This window comes from Flavobacterium haoranii, assembly GCF_009363055.1.
Classification (GTDB): Bacteria; Bacteroidota; Bacteroidia; order Flavobacteriales; family Flavobacteriaceae; genus Flavobacterium; species Flavobacterium haoranii.
Genome location: NZ_CP045292.1, coordinates 2,696,032 through 2,718,637, shown reverse-complemented (window position 1 = coordinate 2,718,637; position 22,606 = coordinate 2,696,032). Strand labels below are relative to the sequence as shown.

The window sequence follows — 22,606 nt, the reverse complement described above, 5'->3', positions numbered from 1 at the left end:
TTTAAATATTATAAATTTCTTACTGCATTTTTAAATTGACGACCTCTATCTTCGTAATTTTCAAATAAATCGAAACTAGCACAAGCTGGAGAAAGTAAAACTGCATCGCCTTTTTCTGCCATTTTTTGAGCAATTTTAACAGCCTCAACCATTGATGTTGTTTCTACAATTGTATCTACTACATTTTGAAAAGTGTTCATTAACTTTTGATTATCAACACCTAAACAAATAATGCTTTTTACTTTTTCGCGAACTAATGGCATTAATTCATCATAGTCGTTTCCTTTATCTACTCCTCCTACAATCCAAACTGTAGGTGTAGTCATGCTATCTAAAGCATAAAAAACAGAATTTACATTAGTAGCTTTTGAATCGTTAATATATTGTACGTCTTGAATTTTTAAAACCTTTTCTAAACGATGCTCTGCTCCTTGAAAATTGCTTAAACTTTCTCTGATAGTTTGTTTTCTAATTTTCATCAACTGCGCTACTGCTGTTGCAGCCATAGCATTTTTAACGTTGTGTTTTCCTTCTAAAGCTAATTCGTTAATTGGCATAGTAAATAATTCGTTATTGACGTTGTTATATATATTGTTTTCTTGTACATATCCTCCTTCTTTATTTTTATCTTGAAGCGAAAAAGGAATGACGTTTGCTTCTATTTTATTGTTTTGTAACCATTTTTGAATTTCTATATCGTCTCCATCCACAATTAAAAAGTCGTTTTCATCTTGATTCATCGTTATTCTAAACTTAGCCGCGATGTATTGATTGTAATCATAATTATAGCGATCTAAATGATCTGGACTCAAATTGGTAATTATGGCAATGTGTGGCTTGTAATTAATAATTCCGTCTAATTGAAAACTACTTAATTCTAACACATAAACATCGAATTTATCTTCGGCAACTTGCCATGCAAAACTCTTTCCAATGTTTCCTGCTAAACCAACATTTAAACCTCCTTGTTTTAACAAATGATAGGTTAATAATGTTGTAGTGGTTTTTCCATTGCTACCAGTTATACCTATTGTTAATGCATTTGTAAACTGGATTGCAAATTCAATTTCAGAAATTACAGAGATTCCCTTTTCGACCAACTTCTTTATAATTGGAGCTTTATCAGGAATACCTGGACTTTTCATCACTACATCAGCATTTAAAATTAAATCTTCAGTATGTTGCTCATCTTCCCACTGAATGCCATTAATTGATAGAACTTCTTTGTAGGTTTCTTTTATTTTTCCAAAATCAGAAACAAACACATCGTATCCTTTCTTCTTTCCTAAAATTGCGGTACCTACTCCGCTTTCTCCTCCACCTAGAACAACTAATCGCATATTATCTAAGTTTTAATAACACAAGTGAAAGAATTGCTAATAGGATTCCCACAATCCAAAAACGAGATACAATTTTACTTTCGTGGAAACCTTTCTTTTGATAATGATGATGCAAAGGTGACATCAAGAAAATTCTTCGACCTTCGCCATACTTCTTCTTAGTATATTTAAAATAACTTACTTGTAGCATTACCGATAAATTTTCGGCTAAAAAGACACCACAAATAATTGGAATTAAAAGTTCTTTTCTAACTGCAATAGCAATTACGGCAATTATACCACCAATTGTTAAACTTCCTGTATCGCCCATAAATACTTGTGCAGGATAAGCATTGTACCAAAGAAAACCTACTAATCCACCTACAAAAGCTGCAATGTAAACGGTAATTTCTCCAGAATTAGGAATGTACATGATGTGCAAATAATCTGAGAAAATGATATTCCCCGAAACAAATGCAAAAATACCTAAGGTTAGAACTGAAATTGCTGAAGTTCCTGCGGCTAAACCGTCGATTCCATCTGTTAAATTAGCACCGTTTGAAACCGCTGTAATGATAAAAATTACCACTGGAATAAAAATTAACCAAGCCCAGTTTTGGTAACCCTCACCCATAAAAGACAACACTTTAGCATAATCAAAAGTGTTGTTTTTTAAGAATGGAATAGTTGTTTCTGTTGACTTAACTTCTACCGATTTTATTTTTTCAATATTCTCAATAGTTACTTTATTAATTTCAATATCCTTTTTGATAGTTACTCCTGGATGAAAGTACAATACACATCCTACAATTAAACCTAAACCAACTTGACCAACAATTTTAAACCTTCCTTTTAAACCTTCTTTATCTTTTTTGAAAACTTTGATATAGTCGTCTATAAAACCAATAGTTCCCATCCAAAGTGTTGTAATTATTAATAGAACAACATATATATTTTCTAATTTGGCAAATAATAAAACTGGAATTAATGTTGCCATTATAATGATAACTCCTCCCATTGTTGGCGTTCCGGCTTTTTGAGTTTGACCCTCTAAACCAAGCTCGCGAACTGTTTCTCCTACTTGTTGTTTTCTTAAAAAGTTAATTACTTTTTTACCATAAATTGTAGCTATTAACAATGACACAATAAATGCCATTGCAGAACGAAAAGTGATGTATTGAAACACACCTGCTCCTGGAACATCAAAGGCTTTATCTAAATATTGAAAAATGTAATATAGCATAGGTTACTTGTTTAGTTGGCTTAATAATTCTTTTACAATTTTTAAATCATCAAAATCATGGCGCACACCATTTATTTCCTGATAAGTTTCATGCCCTTTTCCTGCAATTAGAATAATATCATTTGGTTGCGCTAATTGACATGCTGTTTTTATAGCTTGTTTTCTATCTAAAATGGAAAGTGTTTTTTTGAAGTTTTGAGCCTCAACACCTTTTTCCATTTCTTCAATAATAACTTGAGGATCTTCTGTTCTTGGATTATCTGAAGTAAAAATGGCTCTCGTACTTAGTTCCGAAGCAATTTGAGCCATTATTGGTCGTTTGGTTTTATCTCTATCGCCACCACAACCTACAACTGTAATTAATTCTTCATTCTTTGTGCGAATATTATTTATGGTATTCAACACATTTTCTAATGCATCTGGTGTATGCGCATAATCTACAATCGCTGTAATTTTTCCACTTGAAATGAAATATTGAAATCTTCCAGAAACACTTTCTAATTCTGAAAGTAAACGCAACGCTTCATTTTGTTCAATTCCTAATTCTACAGCAGTAGCATAAATAGCTAACAAATTATAGGCATTAAAAGAACCAATTAATTTGGTCCAAACCTCATTGTTATTAATTTTTAAAAGCAATCCTGTAAATTGATTTTCTAAAACTTGCGCTTTATAATCGGCATAAGATTTAATAGCATAAGTAATTTTCTTAGCTTTTGTGTTTTGAAGCATTATACTTCCGTTTTTATCATCAACATTTGTTATAGCAAATGCTGTTTTAGGCAGATTATCAAAATATGATTTTTTTACATCGCGATATTCTGCAAATGTTTTGTGATAATCTAAATGATCGTGAGAAAGATTTGTAAATATTCCGCCTTCGAAATGCAAACCCTCCGTTCTTTTTTGATGAATTCCGTGAGAAGAAACTTCCATAAAACAAAATTCGCACCCAACTTCAATCATTTCATTTAAATAATAATTTATTGTCAATGAATCTGGTGTTGTGTGTGTTGCTTTATATTCTGTTTCATCAACCATAATTTTTACAGTTGATAACAAGCCTACTTTATAACCTGCTTTTTTGAACATTTGGTACAACAATGACGCAATGGTAGTTTTACCATTGGTTCCTGTAACACCAACTAAGCGTAATTTTAAAGATGGATTTTCGTAGAAATTATTAGCTAAATGTGCTAAAGCTTCGTTTGAATTTTCAACTTTAACATATGTAACTCCGTTTACTATTTTTGATGGAAATTCTTCACAAACAATTGCAATTGCACCTTGATTTACAGCTTTTTCAATAAAATCATGTCCATCTGAAAGTAAACCGCGAATAGCTACAAAAACATCATTCAATTCTACTTTTCTAGAATCAAATTCAATTTTATTTACAGCAATATCTGTTGCACCTTGAACCGCTTCAAGATGTACTTTATATAATATGTCTTTTAAAATATTCACGATAATTCTAATACAATTGTTTCGTTGTTATGAATAGGTTCTCCCGCTTGAATAGATTGAGATTTCACTTTTCCTAATCCGTTTGCTTTTACTTTAAATCCTAAATTTTCTAATAATGCAATTGCATCCATAACTTGCATTCCTTTTACATTAGGAACTTTAGTAGTTATATCTTGCGCTTTTTTATAGTACGAATTATAGTTTTGTTCTACCAAAGCAATTTCAGAATCAATATTCTTGATATGATTTGTTGGCGGCGAATCGGTATAAATTTTTTGAGCAATTCTTTTAAAAACTGGTCCCGCAACATCTGCTCCATAATATCCTGCAGCTACATTAGGTTTATGCACAATTACAATACAAGAATATTTAGGTTCGTTTGCTGGAAAATATCCTACAAAAGACGACACATAGTGTAACTTCGATTTGTCGCGATAATTTGCTTGAGCCGTACCTGTTTTTCCCGCCATAGAAAAGTCTTTAGAATATAGTTTTGAACCTGTTCCTTTTTTTACCACATTTTCTAATACCGCACGAACTTTATTTAATGTTTCATCTGAAGCAATTTTAGGATTAATTACTTCGATATCGTATTTTTTAATGGTTTTATTCCATTCTTTTACTTCCTTAACAAAGAATGGCTTTATCATTTTACCATCATTTGCTACAGCATTATAGAGCGTCAGAGTTTGTAATGGTGTCATTGCAACTCCATAACCAAATGCCATCCAAGGCAATGTTGTTCCGTACCAATTTTTATCTCCAGGTTGAGGAATTCTTGGTTTTCCTTCTCCAACTAATTGTAAACCTAGTGGTTTGTTTAAACCATAACTGTTAATTCTATCTACAAACTGTTGTGGATTGCTGGCATAATTATCGGTTACTGCTTTTACTAATGCTGTATTTGAAGAAAGCTCAAAACCTCTAGCAATTGAAATTTTTCCGTAACCACCTTTTTTAGAATCTCTTACTTTCCTATTATAATATTCAATAACACCGCCATTTGTATCATATACTTTACTTGTATCAATCTTGTTATCATCTAAAAGAGCTATCAAATCAACTAACTTAAAAGTTGAACCAGGCTCGTGCGATTCGGCTACAGCATAATTTTGAGTTTCATAGTAAGAACCATCATCTGCTCTACCTAAATTTGAAATTGCTTTTACTTCGCCAGTTTTAGTTTCCATTACAACCACACAACCATGATCTGCCTGATAATGTTCTAGTTGTTTTAAAAGCGCGTGATGTGCAATATCTTGAATATATACATCTATTGTTGAAATAATATCGTAACCATCTTGAGGTTCTAATTCGTTATTATCACTGATAGGTTTCCATTGACTTTTTGCAATTTTTTGCATCATACGATGCCCATTTTTCCCATTTAAGTAAGTACTAAAAGCAAATTCTAAACCTTTACCATTTGCAGAACCGTCTGCATTTTCTCTTTCGTAACCAATTGTTCTTTGTGCCACTAAACCAATAGGATGCGAACGAACTGTTTTTTGTTCGATAATAATTCCGCCTTTATAAGCTCCTTTGTTGAATAAAGGAAAACTTTTGATACGCATATAATCGGTATAACTTAATTTTCGAGCAATTAAGAAATAGCGATTTTTATTATTACGAGCTTTTTGCAATTCTGATTGATAAAAACCTGTTGATTTGCCAAACATTTTTGCCAACGAATCACTTAACGGCTTTAATAATTCTGAAAAATTTTCTGAGGAAGGCGACAAAGCATCAAATCTAATAGTATACTCCGGAATTGAAGTTGCTAATAAACTACCATCTGCCGAATAAACATTTCCTTTATTTGCAGGAATAGTAAAATTTTTAACCGTACGTTCTTTTGCTAATTTGCGATAATATTCTCCTTCTATCCATTGAATATTATTTAATTTAACCAAAACCAAAACAGCCATCACGAACATAGTGAAGGCCACTAAATACATTCTATAATTTGTATTTTTTTGGTTTACTGCCATATTTTTAATCGTTCAAAAAAACTTTTACTTTTATCTTCTTTTTGTTTTACTATAATTTTTGTGGGAGGAACTTCAGCAGGAAAAATATTTCTTTCTTCCATTTTTTTCGAAACTGTTGATTCCATTTTTAATTTCATCAACTCGGAACGTTTATCTACAAACTCTGAACGCAACTCCTTAACTTTATTCGTTAACTCGGTTATTTTATAATTTTTAGCATCGTACCAATGATTATTTGCAATCATGATCATCGCTAGGACAATTAAAAAAACAATGAACTTCCAATTTTTAAGAGCATCGTCACTTACTAAAAATTTAGCTTTCAAAAGGCTGTAAACTCCCTGTTTCATACCTTAGATTTTTTCAGCTACTCTAAGTTTCGCACTTCTTGCTCTATTGTTAATTGCAATTTCTTCTTCTGTAGGCACAATTAACTTTTCTATAATTTTAAAAGGAACTTCAAAACGACCAAACATATCTCTTTCTGGCTCTCCTTCAAACATTCCATTTCGCATGTAACGCTTAACCAGTCTGTCCTCTAAAGAATGATATGAAATAACGCTTAGTCTTCCTCCAGGTTTCAATATCTCTAAAGATTGCTCTAAAAACTCTCTCAAAACATCAATTTCTTGATTCACTTCAATACGAATAGCTTGATAAATTTGAGCCAATATCTTATTACTTTTATGCGCAGGCAAAAATTTAGAAAGCACCTGTTTTAATTGCTCTGTATTTCTAATTTGTTTGTCTTTCCTAGCCGAAACAATAACATTTGCCATTGCTCCACCGTTTTTCAATTCGCCATACTGAACAAAAACTCTTTTCAAATCTTGTTCATCGTATTCATTCACCACATGATACGCACTTAAATCGCCACGACGATTCATTCGCATATCTAATTCCGCATCAAAACGTGTAGAAAAACCTCTTTCAGCCACATCAAACTGATGTGAAGAAACACCAAAATCACCTAAAATACCATCTACTTCTTTAATGCCATGAAAACGCAAGAATCTCTTTATATTTCTAAAGTTTTCATTAATCAATAAAAACCTTTCATCATCAATTGCATTTTGCAACGCATCTTCGTCTTGATCAAAAGCTATCAATTTACCATTCTCACCTAGCCTTGACATTATTTCACGAGAATGCCCCCTCCACCAAAGGTTACATCTACATAAACTCCATTAGGCTTAATATTTAAACCATCAACCGTTTCCTTTAATAAAACCGGATTATGATATTCCATCCTCATCAAAATTTAAATTCCCCATTACCTCTTCTGCTAACGAAGCAAAATCATCAACTGAACTTTCTATAGAAGATTCATAAAGATTTTTATCCCAAATCTCAATGATATTAATAGCCGAAGAAAGCACTACATCTTTATCAATTTTAGCAAACACAACTAAGTCTTTTGGAATCAACAATCTTCCATTAGCATCAATCTCAACCACTTTAACTCCAGCTGTAAATCTTCTAATAAAATCATCGTTCTTCTTTACAAAACGATTCAGTTTATTAATTTTTGCCATCATTTTATTCCATTCTTCCATAGGATACAACTCCATGCAAGGCTGAAAAACAGATCTTTTTAAAACAAAACCAGCCTCTAAATCATTCATTTGCTTTTTAAGTGCAACAGGAACCATAAGACGCCCTTTAGCATCTACTTTGCATTCGTATGTTCCTATAAATGAATTCATTTTTTAGCTTTGTTTCAGACAAAAATATAAAATATTTACCACTTTTTACCACAAAACCCCACTTTGTTAATAAGTTTTTACACTTTAAAAAATATTTTCTTACAAATAAAATTTCGGTAACTATTTAAAAAGTTAGCAAAAACAGCAGTTGGATAAAATCTAAAGCAAAAAACACTTGTATAATTTATTAACAAAACAAACTTGAAAACTAATTATCAAATACTTACAATTTTCAATTGTATATTCACTAATAAAAAAAATCGAATAAAAAATCATTCTAAAACATTAAATAAGATGATAATTGGTGTATAACTTAAATTTGCGTAAGTTTGCTGAAATTTCAATTGAATAATTGGAAATAGAATATGCTCAAAAAAGATAAAAAATATACTTACTTTGAAGCTGGAGAAGGTACTCCAATCATAGTATTACACGGTTTAATGGGCGGATTGAGTAACTTTGATGGCGTTGCTAATTTTTTTCCAAAACATGGATATAAAGTAGTAATTCCTGAGTTACCATTATACACTCAAAACATACTGAAGACTAACGTAAAAGCTTTTTCAAAATTTGTAAAAGATTTTATTGTTTATAAAGGATTTGAAAAAGTAATACTTTTAGGTAATTCATTAGGCGGACACATTGCTTTGTATCACACAAAAATGTATCCGGGTTTAATGAAAGGATTAGTTATAACTGGAAGTTCTGGACTTTATGAAAGCGGTATGGGCGAAAGTTATCCTAAAAGAGGAGATTATGAATACATCAAGAAGAAAAGTGAAGATGTTTTTTATGATCCAAAAGTAGCTACAAAAGAAATTGTGGATGAAGTATTTGCAACAGTAAACGACAGAGTGAAGCTTTTAAAAACGCTTACTATTGCTAAAAGTGCAATTCGACACAATATGGCAAAGGATTTACCCAAAATGACGACACCAACTTGTATTATTTGGGGGAAAAACGACAAGGTAACTCCACCTGAAGTAGCAGAAGAATTTAATAAATTACTTCCCAACTCAGAATTGTTTTGGATTAACGAATGTGGTCATGCAGCCATGATGGAACATCCGGATGAATTCAACACACTTTTGTTAAGTTGGTTAGAAAAAAATAATATTTAAACATTCCCCTTTTTGGGGAATTTTAATTTTAAAAAAAATGAAGATTAATAGCGCAGAGTTTATCATTAGCAATTCGGATGTAAAGAAATGTCCGAATGAACCGTTACCAGAATATGCATTTATTGGACGCTCTAATGTAGGGAAAAGTTCATTAATCAATATGTTAACAGGAAAAAAGAGCTTAGCTAAAACTTCTTCAAAGCCTGGAAAAACTCAACTTATAAATCACTTTAAGATTAACAGCAATTGGTATTTAGTTGATTTACCAGGATATGGTTATGCCAAAGTTTCAAAATCGACCAAAGCAGTTTTTCAAAAATTTATTACAGAATATTTTGAACAAAGAGAACAACTAGTTTGTGGTTTTGTTCTTATCGATATTAGACTTGAAGCTCAAAAAATAGATTTAGACTTTATTAATTATCTTGGTGAAAGTCAGATTCCTTTTTGTATTATTTTTACGAAAGCCGACAAAATTGGTAAAGTAAAAGCCCAACAAAATATAGCAGCCTATCGCAAAAAACTTTTAGCAGCAGGCTGGGAAGAAATACCTCAATATTTTGTTACATCTTCGCTAGAAAGTAGCGGAAGAGATGAATTACTTGATTTTATAGATGATATTAACAAACAGATGTTTGAGAATAATTCATTATTTTAAGCTTTTAAATCTAATTTTTCAGCAAAATAATCGCAAAAATCGCGCATTGTAGCACTCATTTTTTCATCGGTTGTAGCACGTTCAAAAGTATCGGCCATTGCTACTAATGTTTGATGGAAAAATTGTTTCATTTCATCCACTGGCATATCTTTCGTCCATAAATCAATTCGCAAAGTTTCTTTTTGTTTGCTGTCCCAAATAGACAACAACATTGCTTTTGCTTCTTCATTATTAACACCACCATCTTGAGCCGACCATTTTAGTTTTTCTGGAACTTGATTTTCGTCTAACTCTACTGAAATTTTTATATCTGTTTTTTTAGTACTCATTATTTTTCGGGTTTGTATTTTGATCTTTCAAAAATTGTTTTGGCATCTAATTCTAATAATTGATTGAATGAAACGGAATTATTATCCATAAAACTTCTAACAATTTGCCAACCTAACCATTGCCCAACTTTACCAGGAGATTCATTATCTATTTCTAAGTAAAATTTTGAAAATGGCGCTTCGTGAATAAATCGAAACTCGTTTTTTTGATTGGCTTCGTATAATAATTTATTTTCAATAAAATAACTCCACATTTGCGCTTCATTTGCTTTACACCATTCTAATTGTTGTTCGGTATAACCTATTTTAGCAGCATCAGAAACTTCTGGAATTAATTCGTCTTTAGCATAAAGTAATTTTCCATAATAAATCATTTGAGAAAGTAAAGATCGATCAGACGGCGACGCAATTTTTCCTTGCATAAAACTATTCACTAAATCTGGTAACATTTGGTTTTCTTCAAAACCAATTTTTTCAAATTCAGGAAAATCAGTATAAAATCTATGATCTTTTCCTAAATAACAATCTAATGAAATTATGGCTAAAGTATCCGCATAAATTGCTTTTGCTTCTCTATCAACTTCATTTATTAAAGTAATAACTCTTGGCGTTCTAGACTCTGGAAAGAAATGTTTAATTCGACCTACTAAATCTCCAACATTTTTTTCTAAAACTTTATCGTCTCCATATTTTTTTTGCACTTCTTGGTACAATTCTTTTAATAATGGATTACTCAATTTGTTAGTCCAAACTGTATCTTCATTTCCTGGCGGAAAAAAGAAAGGATAATTAGCTTTTAGCGTTTGTAAATCTTCTGGTTTCGATTCATAAAACAACTTATCAAATCGTTCAATTTTAACATCAACTGGTTGCGTTACTACAATTTCTTTTTCTTTTTTTTCATCGCCACACGATAAAAATAGAATTGTTAAAGAAACCAATAAAAGCTTTTTCATAAAGAAAACAATTTTTAAATTTGAGACATTGTTAAATAAACGGCAAAGATACATTTATAGTATCAACTTTAGAAACAGAAAATAAAGTATTCATCATTTAAAAACAAAACAATGCCAATATCAGAAACTTTCAATCCCGAAAAAATAAATCAACACATTGTAAATTGGTTAAAAGAATATGCAACAAACGCAAAAGTTAACGGATTTGTAATCGGAATTTCTGGAGGAATTGACAGCGCATTAACTTCTACTTTATGTGCACAAACTGGTTTACCAACTCTTTGTGTGGAAATGCCAATTCATCAACATCAAAGTCATGTTAACCGAGCTGTTGAACACATTACACAATTAAAAAACAGATTCCCTAATGTTTCAGATATTCGCACCGATTTAACTCCTGTTTTTGATGCTTTTTCTAACCAAGTGGAACAAAATGATGACCGTAAAACACTAGACATTACTCTAGCAAATACACGTGCTCGTTTAAGAATGACTACTTTATATTATCATGCAGGAATTAGAGGTTTATTAGTTGCAGGAACTGGAAACAAAGTAGAAGATTTTGGCGTAGGCTTTTACACAAAATATGGAGATGGCGGCGTCGATGTGAGTCCGATTGCCGATTTGGTTAAAAGTGAAGTAAAAGCATTGGCTAAATTTTTACAAGTACCCGATAGTATCTTAGTTGCAAAACCATCAGATGGATTATATGAGAATGATTTATCGGATGAAGATCAAATTGGTGCTAGTTATGACGAACTAGAATGGGCTATGCAACAAGTAGAATTAGGCAAAACCGCTGATGAGTTTTCGGGAAGAGAAGCTGATGTTTACAAAATTTACAAGCGTTTAAATACAATTAACCAGCATAAAATGAATCCTATCCCAGTTTGTGTGATTCCTAAAGAATTAAAATAATCGTAAAAATTTAACAAGAAATTACATTTTTTTTATTATCTTTGATAGGCGCTGTTGCAGTAACAAAAATTTATTGCCATGACTAAGATTTGTATCGCTGACAATCATCCAGTTGTTTTACAAGGAGTGAAATCCTACTTTAAGGATAGTGTTTTCTTCGACGTTTCTAGTTTAGCTACAAATTTAGAAAGTTTGCTCAACATACTTCAAAACAAAAACGTAGATATTTTAATCTTAGACATCGAACTTGATGGAATTTCTAGTATTAGAGATTTAAAAGAACTTACAAAAGATTTTCCAGAAACAAAAATTGTAATTTTCTCTGCAGTTTCTGAAAAAATGTATGCTCCCACTGCAATTAAAGCTGGCGTTAAAGGTTATGTTGAAAAAAAATCGTCTTTAAAAGAACTTGAAAATGCTCTAAAAAAATAATTGATGGCGGTGTTGTTTATAGTGATGATGTAAGAAAACAAATTGATTTACTAGGTCGTGGTAAGAAAAAAGAACGTTTGTTCAAAAAACTTTCTACAAGAGAAATTGAGGTTTTGCGCTATTTAAATGACGGTAAGAAAAATAAAGAAATTGCTGAAATATTAAGCTTAGACGAAAAAACCATCAGTACTTACAAACTGAGATTATTAGCAAAATTAAATGTTACAAATTTTGTCGATTTATTATCGAAAGCAAAAACTTTAGATATTATTTAAAAAATCGGTTCTAATTCTTCCAATACTATTACTTACCGCTACTTTTAAAGCGTTGTAGTCGTTTATAGTTTGCATTAATTCTTCAATTGAAGTTTCAATTTTTTTATCTGTAAAATCTTCAACCAAACATTTTGTTAAGTTTTGAATTAAGAATTCTCGATAAGAAATTAAAGTCTCATTAATTAAGTTTTTCAAGACCTGTTCGTCATCTTTAGCCTTTACGAAAACTTGCTTTTTTCGAGCCAACCGTCTAGTGAATATTTATCTTCATTCATTAAGATATCGATAACAATAGGCTCAGTTGTTTCGTCTAAATGATTAGAAAATTCATTTTTCTCAAAACTTCCTTTTTGTAAATAAACATTAAGAATTTGATTGACCAAATTTTTAAAAATAGGATTTGAAAATTCAATTTCGTCTTCTTGAAGATTCATGTAGACTTTTTCAAAAATTTTAAGCGTTCTTTTTTCTGTAAAGTTTTCTTCTTCTCCATCTTCATTTAAACGCAAATAAGTTTCTTCAAATTCTATTTCTTTATTACCGTATAAAATTAAAATTTCAATTATTTTTTGTTCTAACAAATTTGCTATTTCTTCCGCAGTAAGTAGTCTTGAAGTTGGTGCTTCATTCTTAATTACTGAAAAAGCATTTTCTTTTTGTTCTTGAACAAACTTTTTATTCGCATCTTTAAGATCCTTTTTATCTAATTGTGCCAAAGTATTAAATAAAACATCTTCGGAAATATCCATAATTCTAGAACATTCTTGAATATAAACTTCACGCTTAATTCTGTCTGAAATTTTTGAGATACTCACTACCATATCTCGAATTAGATCGGCTTTTTTAATAGGATCATTTTTAGCTTCGTCCATTAAAAGTGAAGCTTTAAACTGAATAAAATCTTTTGCATTATTTTCTAAATAAGCTACTAACTCTTCATAAGGCGTTTTCTTAGCAAAACTATCTGGATCTTCACCATCAGGAAATGCACAAACACGCACATTCATTCCTGCTTCTAGAATTAAATCGATTCCGCGAATTGACGCTCTTAAACCTGCCGCATCACCATCGAAAAGCACCGTCATATTTGGCGTTAATCGTTTTACCAAATTAATTTGATCTGGTGTTAAAGCAGTTCCAGAAGAAGCTACAACATTTTCAATACCAGCCTGATGAAACTGAATTACATCTGTATAACCTTCTACTAAATAACAGTTATTTTGTTTGGCTATAGCTTGTTTTGCATGATAAATTCCGTACAGAATTTTACTTTTATGGTAAATTTCACTTTCAGGTGAATTTAAATATTTTGCCGCTTTTTTATCATTGGTTAAAATGCGTCCGCCAAAACCTAAAACTCTACCGCTCATGCTTTGAATAGGAAACATAACACGACCTTTAAATCGGTCGAATTGCTTTTCTTCTTTTACAATAGTTAATCCGGTTTTATCTAAAAACTCTAATTTATAACCTTTACCAAGTGCTTCGCTTGTAAAAGCATCCCAAACATCGGGAGAATAACCTAAATTAAATTTTTTAATTGTCTCGTTTGTAAAACCACGTTCTTTAAAATAAGTTAGACCTATTGCTTTTCCCTCTTCTGTATTTAATAATACATTTTGAAAATACTTACTTGCAAATTCGGATACCAAATACATACTCTCTTTTTCATTTGCAAGTGCATTTTCTTCAGAAGTTTGCTCGGTTTCTTCAATTTCAATATTATATTTTTTTGCCAAATATCGAATAGCTTCAGGATAGCTAAAATGTTCGTGTTCCATTAAAAAAGTCACCACATTTCCTCCTTTTCCCGAACTAAAATCTTTCCAAATTTGTTTCACAGGAGACACCATAAAGGAAGGAGATTTTTCGTTTACAAACGGACTCAACCCTTTTAAGTTACTTCCAGCACGTTTCAATTGCACAAAATCGCCAATAACCTCCTCTACTCGGGCGGTTTCAAAAACAGCATCAATGGTTTTTTGTGTAATCAATTTTTTAAGAATTTTGGCAGAAGTCAAAGATACAAAGTTCCACAAAAAAACCTACAAGGTTTTAAAAACCTTACAGGTTTGTATTTTACACACCCTAACCCCTCTCAAGAGGGGAATTTAGAGATTAATTAAAATCAAATCGTAATCCTAAAGATATATTGTTTTGTTCTATTGGATTGTCTTTAAAAAGTGGGTTAATATCGTATTTTGCATACAAACTTAATTGTCCGTATCCAACGTAAGCACTTAATCCGTAGTTAAAATCATTAACGTTGAAATCTCCTTTTTGTTTTACTTTAACTTTTTGATCGTCTTCTTCGTATTTTAATATTTGTTTCGATTTAATACGAACTCCTGCATATCCACCAATTGCTAAACGGAATGATTGATGTGTACGGAAGTAAGAATTTCCATCCTTATCAGTTTTTTTCGGCGTAAAATCAAATTCTAAATGAACTGGAGCTGTTAAATATACATTTCTGAAACGCGATTCATTGAAATTTGTAAATCCGTCTTGAAGTTCTGTTAGATCTCCGTTTTTTACAAAATAACGATTATCTGTTGGACGTAAATTATTATACATTAAAGACAAACCATATTTGGCATGTAATAAATTATGATTTTTAAATATTCTTGAGTTTAATGTTAATCCCCATTCGTAGAAATGAGAACCCCAAACTTTATAATCAGATTCGTTTAAGCTTTCATTTTCGGTAATGATGTTATTTAACCCAAAAGCAAATACAAATTGAGAGGTTGTTCTTTTAGAAAGTCTTCTTTTTTATCATCCTCGCCATGATAAACTTTTAGAGAACCAATATTAATTTCTGTTCTATTTTTGCCAATTGAATCATTTCCACTTCCGCCTATCGCAATCATTGTTCCTCCTTTTTGCTCAATTCCTTCAACTGAGGCAACTTCGCCATTTACTTTTTGTTGAATTAATTCTTGAAGTTCATCATTATAATTTGCAATTGCAGTGTCGATTTTAATGGCACTTTTTTGCGCTTCTTCTTGTTTTAATCGACTTGCTTCTTCTTTAGAAATTTGACCTTTTCTAATTGCAAATCAATAGCTTCTACTTTTTCTTTTAAAGCTTGTTTTTCTGATTTGGTTACAAATTCAATTTTATTAGCGATTTTTCGTGCTCTTTGTTCAAAAGTCTCTTTTTGAACTTTTGTTGAATCGGTTTCTTGTGCATTAAGATTTGTTATAAAACTTAAAAGCACAATTAATGTGTAAAGAATAATTTTTTGCATAACTGTTCGATTTTTAAATGATTTGATTTTGGTTTTTAAATGTTTAGACAAGCTTAACATAATAAAAACATATTGATGATTATTCGTAATTTCTATTTGCTACTGCCGATTTTGTTTCATTAAATTTCCTTTTTAACTTGTCAAAAGTGGTTTCTCGATATTCTTCTTTAATTTCATTTTCCACAGAAGACAAAAGTGAATTTGGATTAACTTTTATTGAATTATTCGTTTTTTTGAATGAGTTATTGAAATATTCTCTTGACTATTTTCTACAGAAGCCAATAACTTTTCTGGTGAAACATAAATAGGTTTGTTGTTTTTGGTTTTTGGTTTATTGTTTTCAACTATTGCCTCTTTTTCTTCAATAATTTGATTTTGTATAAAAGTCTCTTCTTTTAGGTTTTCTACTTTTATTTTTTTATCATAATTAACATTTTTGGGTTCTTGATTTTGAACGATAGCTGAATTTTTATTTATCTGAAAATCTTCAATTAAAATATCATTCGTTTCAACTTTATTTTCTATTGAATTTTGTTCTTCAAACGATTCTTTAGAATCTTTACCTTCTGTTGTTACAATTGTATTTTGAGGAATAACTTCATTAGAGTTTTGATTTACAAACCAATATGAAACTCCAAAAACAAAAAACAAAGAAGCTGCCACATAATACCAAAGAAAAGATTTCTTCTTAGGTTTTTCTTCAACCGATAGCATTGCATCTAACCTGTCCCAAGATTTTGCCGAAGGCTGAATTGCTCTTCCTTCTAACTTATCTTTAATTTGGTTTTCAAATTTATTTGGTTCCATTTTCAGCAGCATTAAGTTGGTTAATTTGGTTTTGCAATAATTTTCTAGCGTGAGCTAGTTGCGATTTGGATGTTCCTTCAGAAATTTTAAGCATTTCGGCTATTTCTTGATGTTTAAAACCTTCTATTGCATAAAGGTTGAAAACTGTTTTACATCCATCGGGCAAATTATCAATCATGAATTGAATATCATCAACAGAAAATTCATGCATTTCCGTCACTAAATCTAAATCTTGATGTTTATAATCTTCAATTTCATCTGTTTTGAAAACATTCTTTTTAATGCGAATAAAATCGATACATTCATTTACCATAATTCTTCGGATCCATCCTTCAAAATTCCCTTTTCGTTCAAAACTTTTTAAATTGGTAAAAACTTTCATGAAAGCGGTAATCATTACATCTTCCGTATGATGCAAATCCTTTATGTAAAAACGACACACACTCAACATTTTTGGCGAATATTTTTCATACAAGCTATGTTGCGCCTGACGATTATTTTCAATCGCTTGCTGAATAATACTGTTTTCGTCTTTATGTAAATTAATTACTTTCATTCAAGAATTTAGAAATTAGAATTCTGAATTTAGAATTTCGCCTTCTATTAGTAAAGACGAGAATGATTTTAAAATGGTTGTATGATTTTAAAAAATATGTCAATTTATCTATTTGCCAATGTGCCATTGATTAAAATTGTCGTATTGACTTATTGACAAATTTGCTTATTTCTTACGTTCGATAACGTAATTAACCATTAAAGTAAGAGAATCTTTGTATGGTGATTGAGGAAAGTTTTGAATTAATTGTAACGCTTCTTGTTGGAACTGAATCATTTTCTGCTCAGCATAATGTAATCCGTTTTTATCTTTTACAAATTGGATTACTTCTTTCACGCGTTTTTTATCTTTATTATGATTTTTTACCGAATTGATTACCCAACTTTTTTCTTTTGGCGAACAATTATTTAAAGCATAAATTAATGGCAATGTCATTTTTTGTTCTTTAATATCGATTCCTGTTGGTTTACCAATAGCATCATCCGTATAATCGAACAAGTCATCTTTTATTTGAAATGCCATACCAATTAATTCACCAAATTTGCGCATACGTTCAATGGTTTCTGCATCTTCTGGTTTTACAGAACAAGCACCTAGAGAACAACAAGCAGCAATTAAAGTAGCCGTTTTTTGACGGATAATTTCGTAGTAAATATCTTCTGTAATATCTAAACGACGTGCTTTTTCAATTTGTAGTAATTCTCCTTCGCTCATTTCGCGAACAGCTACTGATATGATCTTAAGCAAATCGAAATCATTATTATCAATAGAAAGCAATAACCCTTTTGACAATAAATAATCCCCAACTAAAACTGCAATTTTGTTTTTCCAAAGTGCGTTAATAGAAAAGAAACCTCTCCTTTTGTAGCTATCATCAACCACATCATCGTGAACTAAAGTTGCCGTGTGAATTAATTCAATTACAGCAGCACCTCGATACGTTCTTTCATTTACAGTTCCACCAGAAACCATTTTTGCAGTAAGAAAAACAAACATTGGTCTCATTTGTTTTCCTTTACGGTTTACGATATAATGGGTAATTCTGTTAAGCAAAGCCACTTTTGTAGACATCGATTCACGGAACTTATTTTCAAAAAGTTCCATCTCGACTGTAATAGGCTGTTTTATTTGCTCAACTATCTTCATTCAGGATTCAAAAGTAATTAAATTTCAGAAAAAAACTAAGACTTATTTGCTAATTGTCCGCAAGCGGCATCAATATCTTTTCCTCTACTTCTTCTTACTTTAACCACTATATTATTTTTCTCTAATGCCGTTATATAATTTTCAATAGCTTCGTTTGAAGCTTGTTGAAACATCCCATCATCAATAGGATTATATTCGATTAAATTTACTTTACAAGGAACATATTTACAAAACTTCACCAAGGCATCAATTGATTTTTTATCGTCGTTGATTCCTTTCCAAACTACATATTCGTAAGTAACTTTACTTTTTGTCTTTTTGTACCAATACTCCAATGCTTCACGTAATTCGGGTAATGGAAAACTCTTGGTAAAGGGCATAATTTCATTTCGAATTTCTTCAATTGCTGAATGTAATGAAACTGCTAATTTAAATTTCACCTCATCATCGGCCATTTTCTTAATCATTTTTGAAACGCCAGATGTTGACACCGTAATTCTTTTAGGCGACATTCCTAAACCTTCTGGTGATGTAATTTTTTCAATCGCTTTCATCACATTTGGGTAATTCATCAAAGGCTCACCCATTCCCATAAAAACAATATTTGATAATGGTCGGTCGTAATACAAACGACTTTCATTATCTATTGCTGCAACTTGATCGTAAATTTCGTCCGGTTGAAGATTTCGCATTCTTTTCAATCGAGCTGTAGCACAAAATTCGCAATCCAAACTACAACCCACTTGACTCGACACACAAGCAGTGGTTCTTGTTTCCGTTGGAATTAAAACCGACTCTACAATCAAATCATCATGCAAACGAACTGCATTTTTAACCGTTCCATCTTCGCTTCGTTGCATCGTATCCACTTTGATATGATTGATTACAAAATTAGCTTCAAGCATAGCACGTGTTTCTTTTGAAATATTTGTCATATCTTCAAAAGTGTGCGCACGTTTTTGCCACAACCATTCGTAAACTTGGTTTCCACGAAAAGCTTTATCACCATTTGAAACAAAAAAATCGCGTAATTGTTCTTTGGTTAAAGCTCGAATATCTTTCTTTTCAGTTTGCATGGTGCAAATTTAAACTAAAATCGTTCAACTGAAGCTTTTCTCCAAAAATAAAGAAAACTTGAAGGAACACTTTCTTCATTTATCAAGCAACCAGTTGGAATTTCAGGAAATGTTTGCGCAAAAGTTTCTACAACATTACGCTCTACTCTTGTACTTACCACATCGCGAGTTACCTCATCTGGATGATGTAGACCAGCAGAGGCCATTAACTCTAAAGCACTATGAACTGTTTCTTTTTGATATTGTGCCACGCGAACACTTTTTTCTTGAGGAACCAAACCTTTAACCAAATCAGGATCTTGAGTTGCAACACCTGTTGGGCATGTATTTGCATGGCATTCTAAAGCTTGAATACAACCAAGTGCCATCATCATTCCACGAGCTGAGTTACACAAATCGGCACCAAGTGATAAAGTTCTAATAATATCGAAACCTGAAACTACTTTTCCACTAGCTATAATTTTTATTTCATCTTTAATTCCGAAACCTTTTAGACAATCATACACGAATGCAATAGCATCACGCATTGGCATACCTACATGATCTGAATATTCTGGTGGTGCTGCACCTGTTCCGCCTTCTCCTCCATCAACTGTAATAAAATCGAAATAAGTTTTTGTTTGTACCATTGCTTTGCAAATAGCTATAAATTCGGATTTATTTCCCACACAAAGCTTCATCCCAATTGGTTTTCCTCCTGAATTTTCTCTTAATAACTTCACAAAATCCATCAATTCTAAAGGCGTTGAAAAAGCTGAGTGTTTTGGTGGTGAAATAATATCGTGTCCTTTTGAAACTAAACGAATATTTGCAATTTCATCTGTCACTTTAGCTTTAGGAAGAATTCCGCCATGTCCTGGCTTTGCTCCTTGTGAAAACTTAATCTCAATCATTTTCACATTATCTAAAGTTGCTCTTTTCGAAAATTCTTCAACTGAAAATTTACCATCTGGAGTTCGAGTACTAAAATAACCTGTTCCAATATTCCAAACCACATCACCTCCTTCTAAATGATAAGGAGACAAACCGCCTTCGCCAGTATTATGAAAGAAATCGCCTATTTTCGCTCCTGCATTTAATGCTTGAACTGCATTTTTACTAAGTGAACCGTAACTCATAGCACTGATATTAAACATACTTGCGTAATAAGGTTTTGCACACTGAGAAGATCCAATCTTTATTCTGGGGTTTTCTGCTAATTTATCGAAAGGAATTGCATTCAAACTATGATTAATCCATTCATAACCGGTATCGTAAACATCTAACTGCGTTCCAAAAGGTTTGTTTGAAGAAACGTGTTTGCTTCTTTGATAAATCATGCTTCGTTGCAAACGGTTAAAAGGTTTTCCATCCGTATCTGTTTCTATAAAATATTGACGTAATTCTGGGCCAAGTTCTTCTAGTAGATATCGCATTCTTCCTAATAATGGAAAATTGTTACGAATGGTATGTTTAGATTGGTACATATCATAAAACCCCATCAGGATTAAAGGAACAAAAATTAGAAGTAATAAAAGAAATTTACTATTTACATACCCTAAAATCCCTATAATAGATAGTGAAGTAATAGCAAAAACTAGAAAGGCTTTTCTCATTTTTATAAATTTAATACATGTATTTCGTAAAAATATCAAATTCTTAATAGAACGAAAAAGTTTTTGTAATTTAGCTCATCAATTTAAAGATTCCGAATCAAGTTCGGAATGACAAAAACATTCTTTTTTTATGCATTTTATATCGGAAGAATTAGAAAACTATGTTGCTGCACATTCTGAAAACGAACCAGAATTACTAGCTCAACTTAACAAAGAAACACATCAGAAAATTTTACAACCACGCATGTTGAGTGGCCATTTTCAAGGTAGAGTTTTAAGTATGCTTTCTAAAATTATTCATCCGAAACATATTTTGGAAATAGGAACTTATACTGGTTATGCAGCGCTTTGTTTAGCAGAAGGTTTAGCTGAAAATGGAACACTTGACACTATTGATGTTAATGAAGAGTTAGTCGATTTTCAAAAAAAATATTTTGACGCATCAGCTTATAAAGATCAAATATTCCAACATCTTGGAAATGCATTAGAGATTATCCCAACTTTACATAAAAAATTTGATTTAGTTTTTATTGATGCAGATAAGGAAAACTACCTCAATTATTTTAATATGATTGTGCCCATGATGAATAAAGGCGGCATTATATTAAGCGATAATGTTTTGTGGAGTGGAAAAGTTTTAGAGGAACTCAATCCAAAAGATAAATCAACTAAAATTTTATTAGAATATAATCAATTACTAAAAGACGACCCTAGGGTTGAAACTGTTTTATTACCAATTAGAGACGGTTTAACGGTAAGCCGAGTTTTATAAATTACCAATTGTATTTCTTTGATAAAATTTCGTAAATTTTAAAAAACAAAGTTCCTGATAAAATTCCGAAAAAGTAACCTGTTAAGATATCACTTGGAAAATGCAACCCAAGATAAATTCTACTGTAAGCAAAAACTAATGGAAAAATGTACAACCAATACAAGTTTTTTCCATTTTGTTTCATAAGTAGAAAAATAAATGTCATAGTTGCCATAGAATTAGAAGCGTGACCTGAAAAGAAACTATAGGTATCACTACATTTTACAATTCTTATAATTGAACTTATTTCTAAATCTTTACACGGACGTAAACGCTCATAACTGAATTTAAAAACATTAGTAATTTGGTCGGTAAAAGCAATTAAAGCGGCAATAAATAAAACAACTATTCCAAGTTTTTTCCAACCAATTTGCTTTTGCACAAAATACAACACCAATATAAAAAATGGCGTCCAATGCAATTGTTTGGTAATAAAAAGCCAGAAAGCATCGTATTGTGCAGAACCAAGTCCGTTTAAGAAAACAAATATTTTTTTATCTAGTGAAAGTAATTGTTCCAAAACTAATTTTGTCTTTTAATAGGTCCAGTTAAATTTTCGATATCTTCTTTCGCTTCTTGAATAGGTTTTTCAATTGAGGAAGTAATATCGTTTAAAGGATTTATTTGATTTAGTGGATTAACTGCATTATTAATTTCTGTTTTTGCTTTAGCAATTTCTTCTGAAACACCACCCGTTAAAGTATTCATATCAAAACCATTATCTTGAGCACTTTTCGTGATTTCAGATTTAATTTCGTTTGTAGCATTTTTAATTTGAGCCATTGTTTTACCCATAAATCGAGCTATTTGAGGAATTTCTTTCGACCCAAAAAGCATTAAAATTATAAAAACTATGAAAATTAATTCAGAAAAACCTACACCAAACATTATTTGTAATTTTAAAACAAAGGTACAAAGATATAATACAAATGAATAAAAAAAGGCAC

General features: G+C 31.3%; 22 protein-coding genes and 3 pseudogenes. 5 read left to right on the top strand and 20 right to left on the bottom strand.

From position 1 onward, the window contains the following. Positions 1 to 8: 8 nt before the first annotated feature. From murD to mraZ, 7 genes and pseudogenes are all read right to left on the bottom strand, one after another. Positions 9 to 1,340 (bottom strand): UDP-N-acetylmuramoyl-L-alanine--D-glutamate ligase, encoded by a 1,332-nt coding sequence (gene murD, locus GCU34_RS12780; protein ID WP_072781406.1) that lies wholly within the window; start codon positions 1,338 to 1,340, stop codon positions 9 to 11. Between the two features lies 1 nt (position 1,341). Then, on the bottom strand, positions 1,342 to 2,562 hold the full coding sequence (gene mraY / locus GCU34_RS12775) for a phospho-N-acetylmuramoyl-pentapeptide-transferase (RefSeq protein WP_072781408.1): 1,221 nt from the start codon (positions 2,560 to 2,562) through the stop codon (positions 1,342 to 1,344). 3 nt (positions 2,563 to 2,565) lie between these two features. Beyond that, positions 2,566 to 4,029 carry a UDP-N-acetylmuramoyl-L-alanyl-D-glutamate--2,6-diaminopimelate ligase gene (locus GCU34_RS12770; RefSeq protein WP_072781410.1) on the bottom strand — a complete coding sequence of 488 codons (1,464 nt, stop codon included), beginning with the start codon at positions 4,027 to 4,029 and terminating at the stop codon, positions 2,566 to 2,568. Continuing rightward, positions 4,026 to 6,020 (bottom strand): penicillin-binding protein, encoded by a 1,995-nt coding sequence (locus GCU34_RS12765; protein ID WP_072781413.1) that lies wholly within the window; start codon positions 6,018 to 6,020, stop codon positions 4,026 to 4,028. The genes GCU34_RS12770 and GCU34_RS12765 overlap by 4 nt, the downstream gene beginning before the upstream one ends. Next, positions 6,011 to 6,370 carry an FtsL-like putative cell division protein gene (locus GCU34_RS12760; RefSeq protein WP_072781415.1) on the bottom strand — a complete coding sequence of 120 codons (360 nt, stop codon included), beginning with the start codon at positions 6,368 to 6,370 and terminating at the stop codon, positions 6,011 to 6,013. Before GCU34_RS12760 ends, GCU34_RS12765 begins: the two co-directional genes overlap by 10 nt. A gap of 3 nt (positions 6,371 to 6,373) precedes the next feature. Next, a pseudogene (gene rsmH, locus GCU34_RS12755) lies at positions 6,374 to 7,281 on the bottom strand (16S rRNA (cytosine(1402)-N(4))-methyltransferase RsmH). Continuing rightward, complete coding sequence (gene mraZ / locus GCU34_RS12750) at positions 7,256 to 7,726, bottom strand: division/cell wall cluster transcriptional repressor MraZ (protein ID WP_072781419.1); 471 nt, start codon at positions 7,724 to 7,726, stop codon at positions 7,256 to 7,258. Before mraZ ends, rsmH begins: the two are co-directional and overlap by 26 nt. Before the next feature lie 365 nt (positions 7,727 to 8,091). Here mraZ and GCU34_RS12745 point away from each other — a divergent pair, with 365 nt between their 5' ends. Further along, positions 8,092 to 8,847 (top strand): alpha/beta fold hydrolase, encoded by a 756-nt coding sequence (locus tag GCU34_RS12745; protein WP_072781420.1) that lies wholly within the window; start codon positions 8,092 to 8,094, stop codon positions 8,845 to 8,847. Positions 8,848 to 8,884: 37 nt separating this feature from the next. Next, positions 8,885 to 9,505 carry a ribosome biogenesis GTP-binding protein YihA/YsxC gene (gene yihA, locus GCU34_RS12740; protein WP_072781421.1) on the top strand — a complete coding sequence of 207 codons (621 nt, stop codon included), beginning with the start codon at positions 8,885 to 8,887 and terminating at the stop codon, positions 9,503 to 9,505. Here the strand turns inward: yihA and gldC are convergent. Both gldC and gldB read right to left on the bottom strand, forming a co-directional pair. Beyond that, positions 9,502 to 9,834 carry a gliding motility protein GldC gene (gldC, locus tag GCU34_RS12735; RefSeq protein WP_072781422.1) on the bottom strand — a complete coding sequence of 111 codons (333 nt, stop codon included), beginning with the start codon at positions 9,832 to 9,834 and terminating at the stop codon, positions 9,502 to 9,504. The two genes, yihA and gldC, sit on opposite strands and share 4 nt — an antisense overlap. Then, on the bottom strand, positions 9,834 to 10,790 hold the full coding sequence (gene gldB, locus GCU34_RS12730) for a gliding motility lipoprotein GldB (RefSeq protein WP_072781424.1): 957 nt from the start codon (positions 10,788 to 10,790) through the stop codon (positions 9,834 to 9,836). The genes gldC and gldB overlap by 1 nt, the downstream gene beginning before the upstream one ends. A 111-nt stretch (positions 10,791 to 10,901) precedes the next feature. Between gldB and nadE the strand changes: the two genes are divergently transcribed. Both nadE and GCU34_RS14450 read left to right on the top strand, forming a co-directional pair. Further along, positions 10,902 to 11,708 (top strand): NAD(+) synthase, encoded by an 807-nt coding sequence (gene nadE, locus GCU34_RS12725; RefSeq protein WP_072781426.1) that lies wholly within the window; start codon positions 10,902 to 10,904, stop codon positions 11,706 to 11,708. A gap of 78 nt (positions 11,709 to 11,786) precedes the next feature. Beyond that, positions 11,787 to 12,415: pseudogene (locus GCU34_RS14450) on the top strand (response regulator). On the opposite strand, the pseudogene dnaG reads toward GCU34_RS14450, so the two are convergent. From dnaG to GCU34_RS12680, 9 genes and pseudogenes are all read right to left on the bottom strand, one after another. Further along, a pseudogene (dnaG, locus tag GCU34_RS12715) lies at positions 12,401 to 14,409 on the bottom strand (DNA primase). The pseudogenes GCU34_RS14450 and dnaG sit on opposite strands and share 15 nt — an antisense overlap. A 124-nt stretch (positions 14,410 to 14,533) precedes the next feature. Further along, the gene (locus GCU34_RS12710) at positions 14,534 to 14,992 is read right to left on the bottom strand and encodes a hypothetical protein (protein ID WP_152378482.1); all 459 of its coding nucleotides are present in this window, start codon (positions 14,990 to 14,992) and stop codon (positions 14,534 to 14,536) included. Between the two features lie 143 nt (positions 14,993 to 15,135). Further along, positions 15,136 to 15,288, bottom strand: a complete 153-nt coding sequence (locus tag GCU34_RS13685; RefSeq protein ID WP_193702246.1) for a hypothetical protein — start codon at positions 15,286 to 15,288, stop codon at positions 15,136 to 15,138. A 140-nt stretch (positions 15,289 to 15,428) separates the two neighbouring features. Beyond that, positions 15,429 to 15,668 carry a hypothetical protein gene (locus GCU34_RS12705; protein WP_152378481.1) on the bottom strand — a complete coding sequence of 80 codons (240 nt, stop codon included), beginning with the start codon at positions 15,666 to 15,668 and terminating at the stop codon, positions 15,429 to 15,431. Between the two features lie 213 nt (positions 15,669 to 15,881). After that, positions 15,882 to 16,475 carry a hypothetical protein gene (locus GCU34_RS12700; protein ID WP_152378480.1) on the bottom strand — a complete coding sequence of 198 codons (594 nt, stop codon included), beginning with the start codon at positions 16,473 to 16,475 and terminating at the stop codon, positions 15,882 to 15,884. Then, positions 16,462 to 17,031 (bottom strand): RNA polymerase sigma factor, encoded by a 570-nt coding sequence (locus GCU34_RS12695; protein WP_072781434.1) that lies wholly within the window; start codon positions 17,029 to 17,031, stop codon positions 16,462 to 16,464. The genes GCU34_RS12700 and GCU34_RS12695 overlap by 14 nt, the downstream gene beginning before the upstream one ends. A 165-nt stretch (positions 17,032 to 17,196) precedes the next feature. Beyond that, complete coding sequence (locus GCU34_RS12690) at positions 17,197 to 18,177, bottom strand: polyprenyl synthetase family protein (protein ID WP_072781436.1); 981 nt, start codon at positions 18,175 to 18,177, stop codon at positions 17,197 to 17,199. A 35-nt stretch (positions 18,178 to 18,212) separates the two neighbouring features. After that, positions 18,213 to 19,253 carry a 23S rRNA (adenine(2503)-C(2))-methyltransferase RlmN gene (gene rlmN, locus GCU34_RS12685; protein WP_072781438.1) on the bottom strand — a complete coding sequence of 347 codons (1,041 nt, stop codon included), beginning with the start codon at positions 19,251 to 19,253 and terminating at the stop codon, positions 18,213 to 18,215. A gap of 14 nt (positions 19,254 to 19,267) precedes the next feature. Beyond that, a complete protein-coding gene (locus GCU34_RS12680) occupies positions 19,268 to 20,848 on the bottom strand; it encodes an FMN-binding glutamate synthase family protein (protein WP_072781441.1) in 1,581 nt (526 codons plus the stop codon). 130 nt (positions 20,849 to 20,978) lie between these two features. On the opposite strand from GCU34_RS12680, the gene GCU34_RS12675 reads away from it, so the two are divergent. Further along, the gene (locus tag GCU34_RS12675) at positions 20,979 to 21,620 is read left to right on the top strand and encodes an O-methyltransferase (RefSeq protein ID WP_072781444.1); all 642 of its coding nucleotides are present in this window, start codon (positions 20,979 to 20,981) and stop codon (positions 21,618 to 21,620) included. Between the two features lies 1 nt (position 21,621). On the opposite strand, the gene GCU34_RS12670 is transcribed toward GCU34_RS12675, so the two are convergent. Then, the gene (locus GCU34_RS12670) at positions 21,622 to 22,179 is read right to left on the bottom strand and encodes a phosphatase PAP2 family protein (protein ID WP_072781447.1); all 558 of its coding nucleotides are present in this window, start codon (positions 22,177 to 22,179) and stop codon (positions 21,622 to 21,624) included. Positions 22,180 to 22,181: 2 nt separating this feature from the next. After that, the gene (locus tag GCU34_RS12665) at positions 22,182 to 22,547 is read right to left on the bottom strand and encodes a Sec-independent protein translocase subunit TatA/TatB (protein WP_072781449.1); all 366 of its coding nucleotides are present in this window, start codon (positions 22,545 to 22,547) and stop codon (positions 22,182 to 22,184) included. Positions 22,548 to 22,606 lie beyond the last annotated feature (59 nt).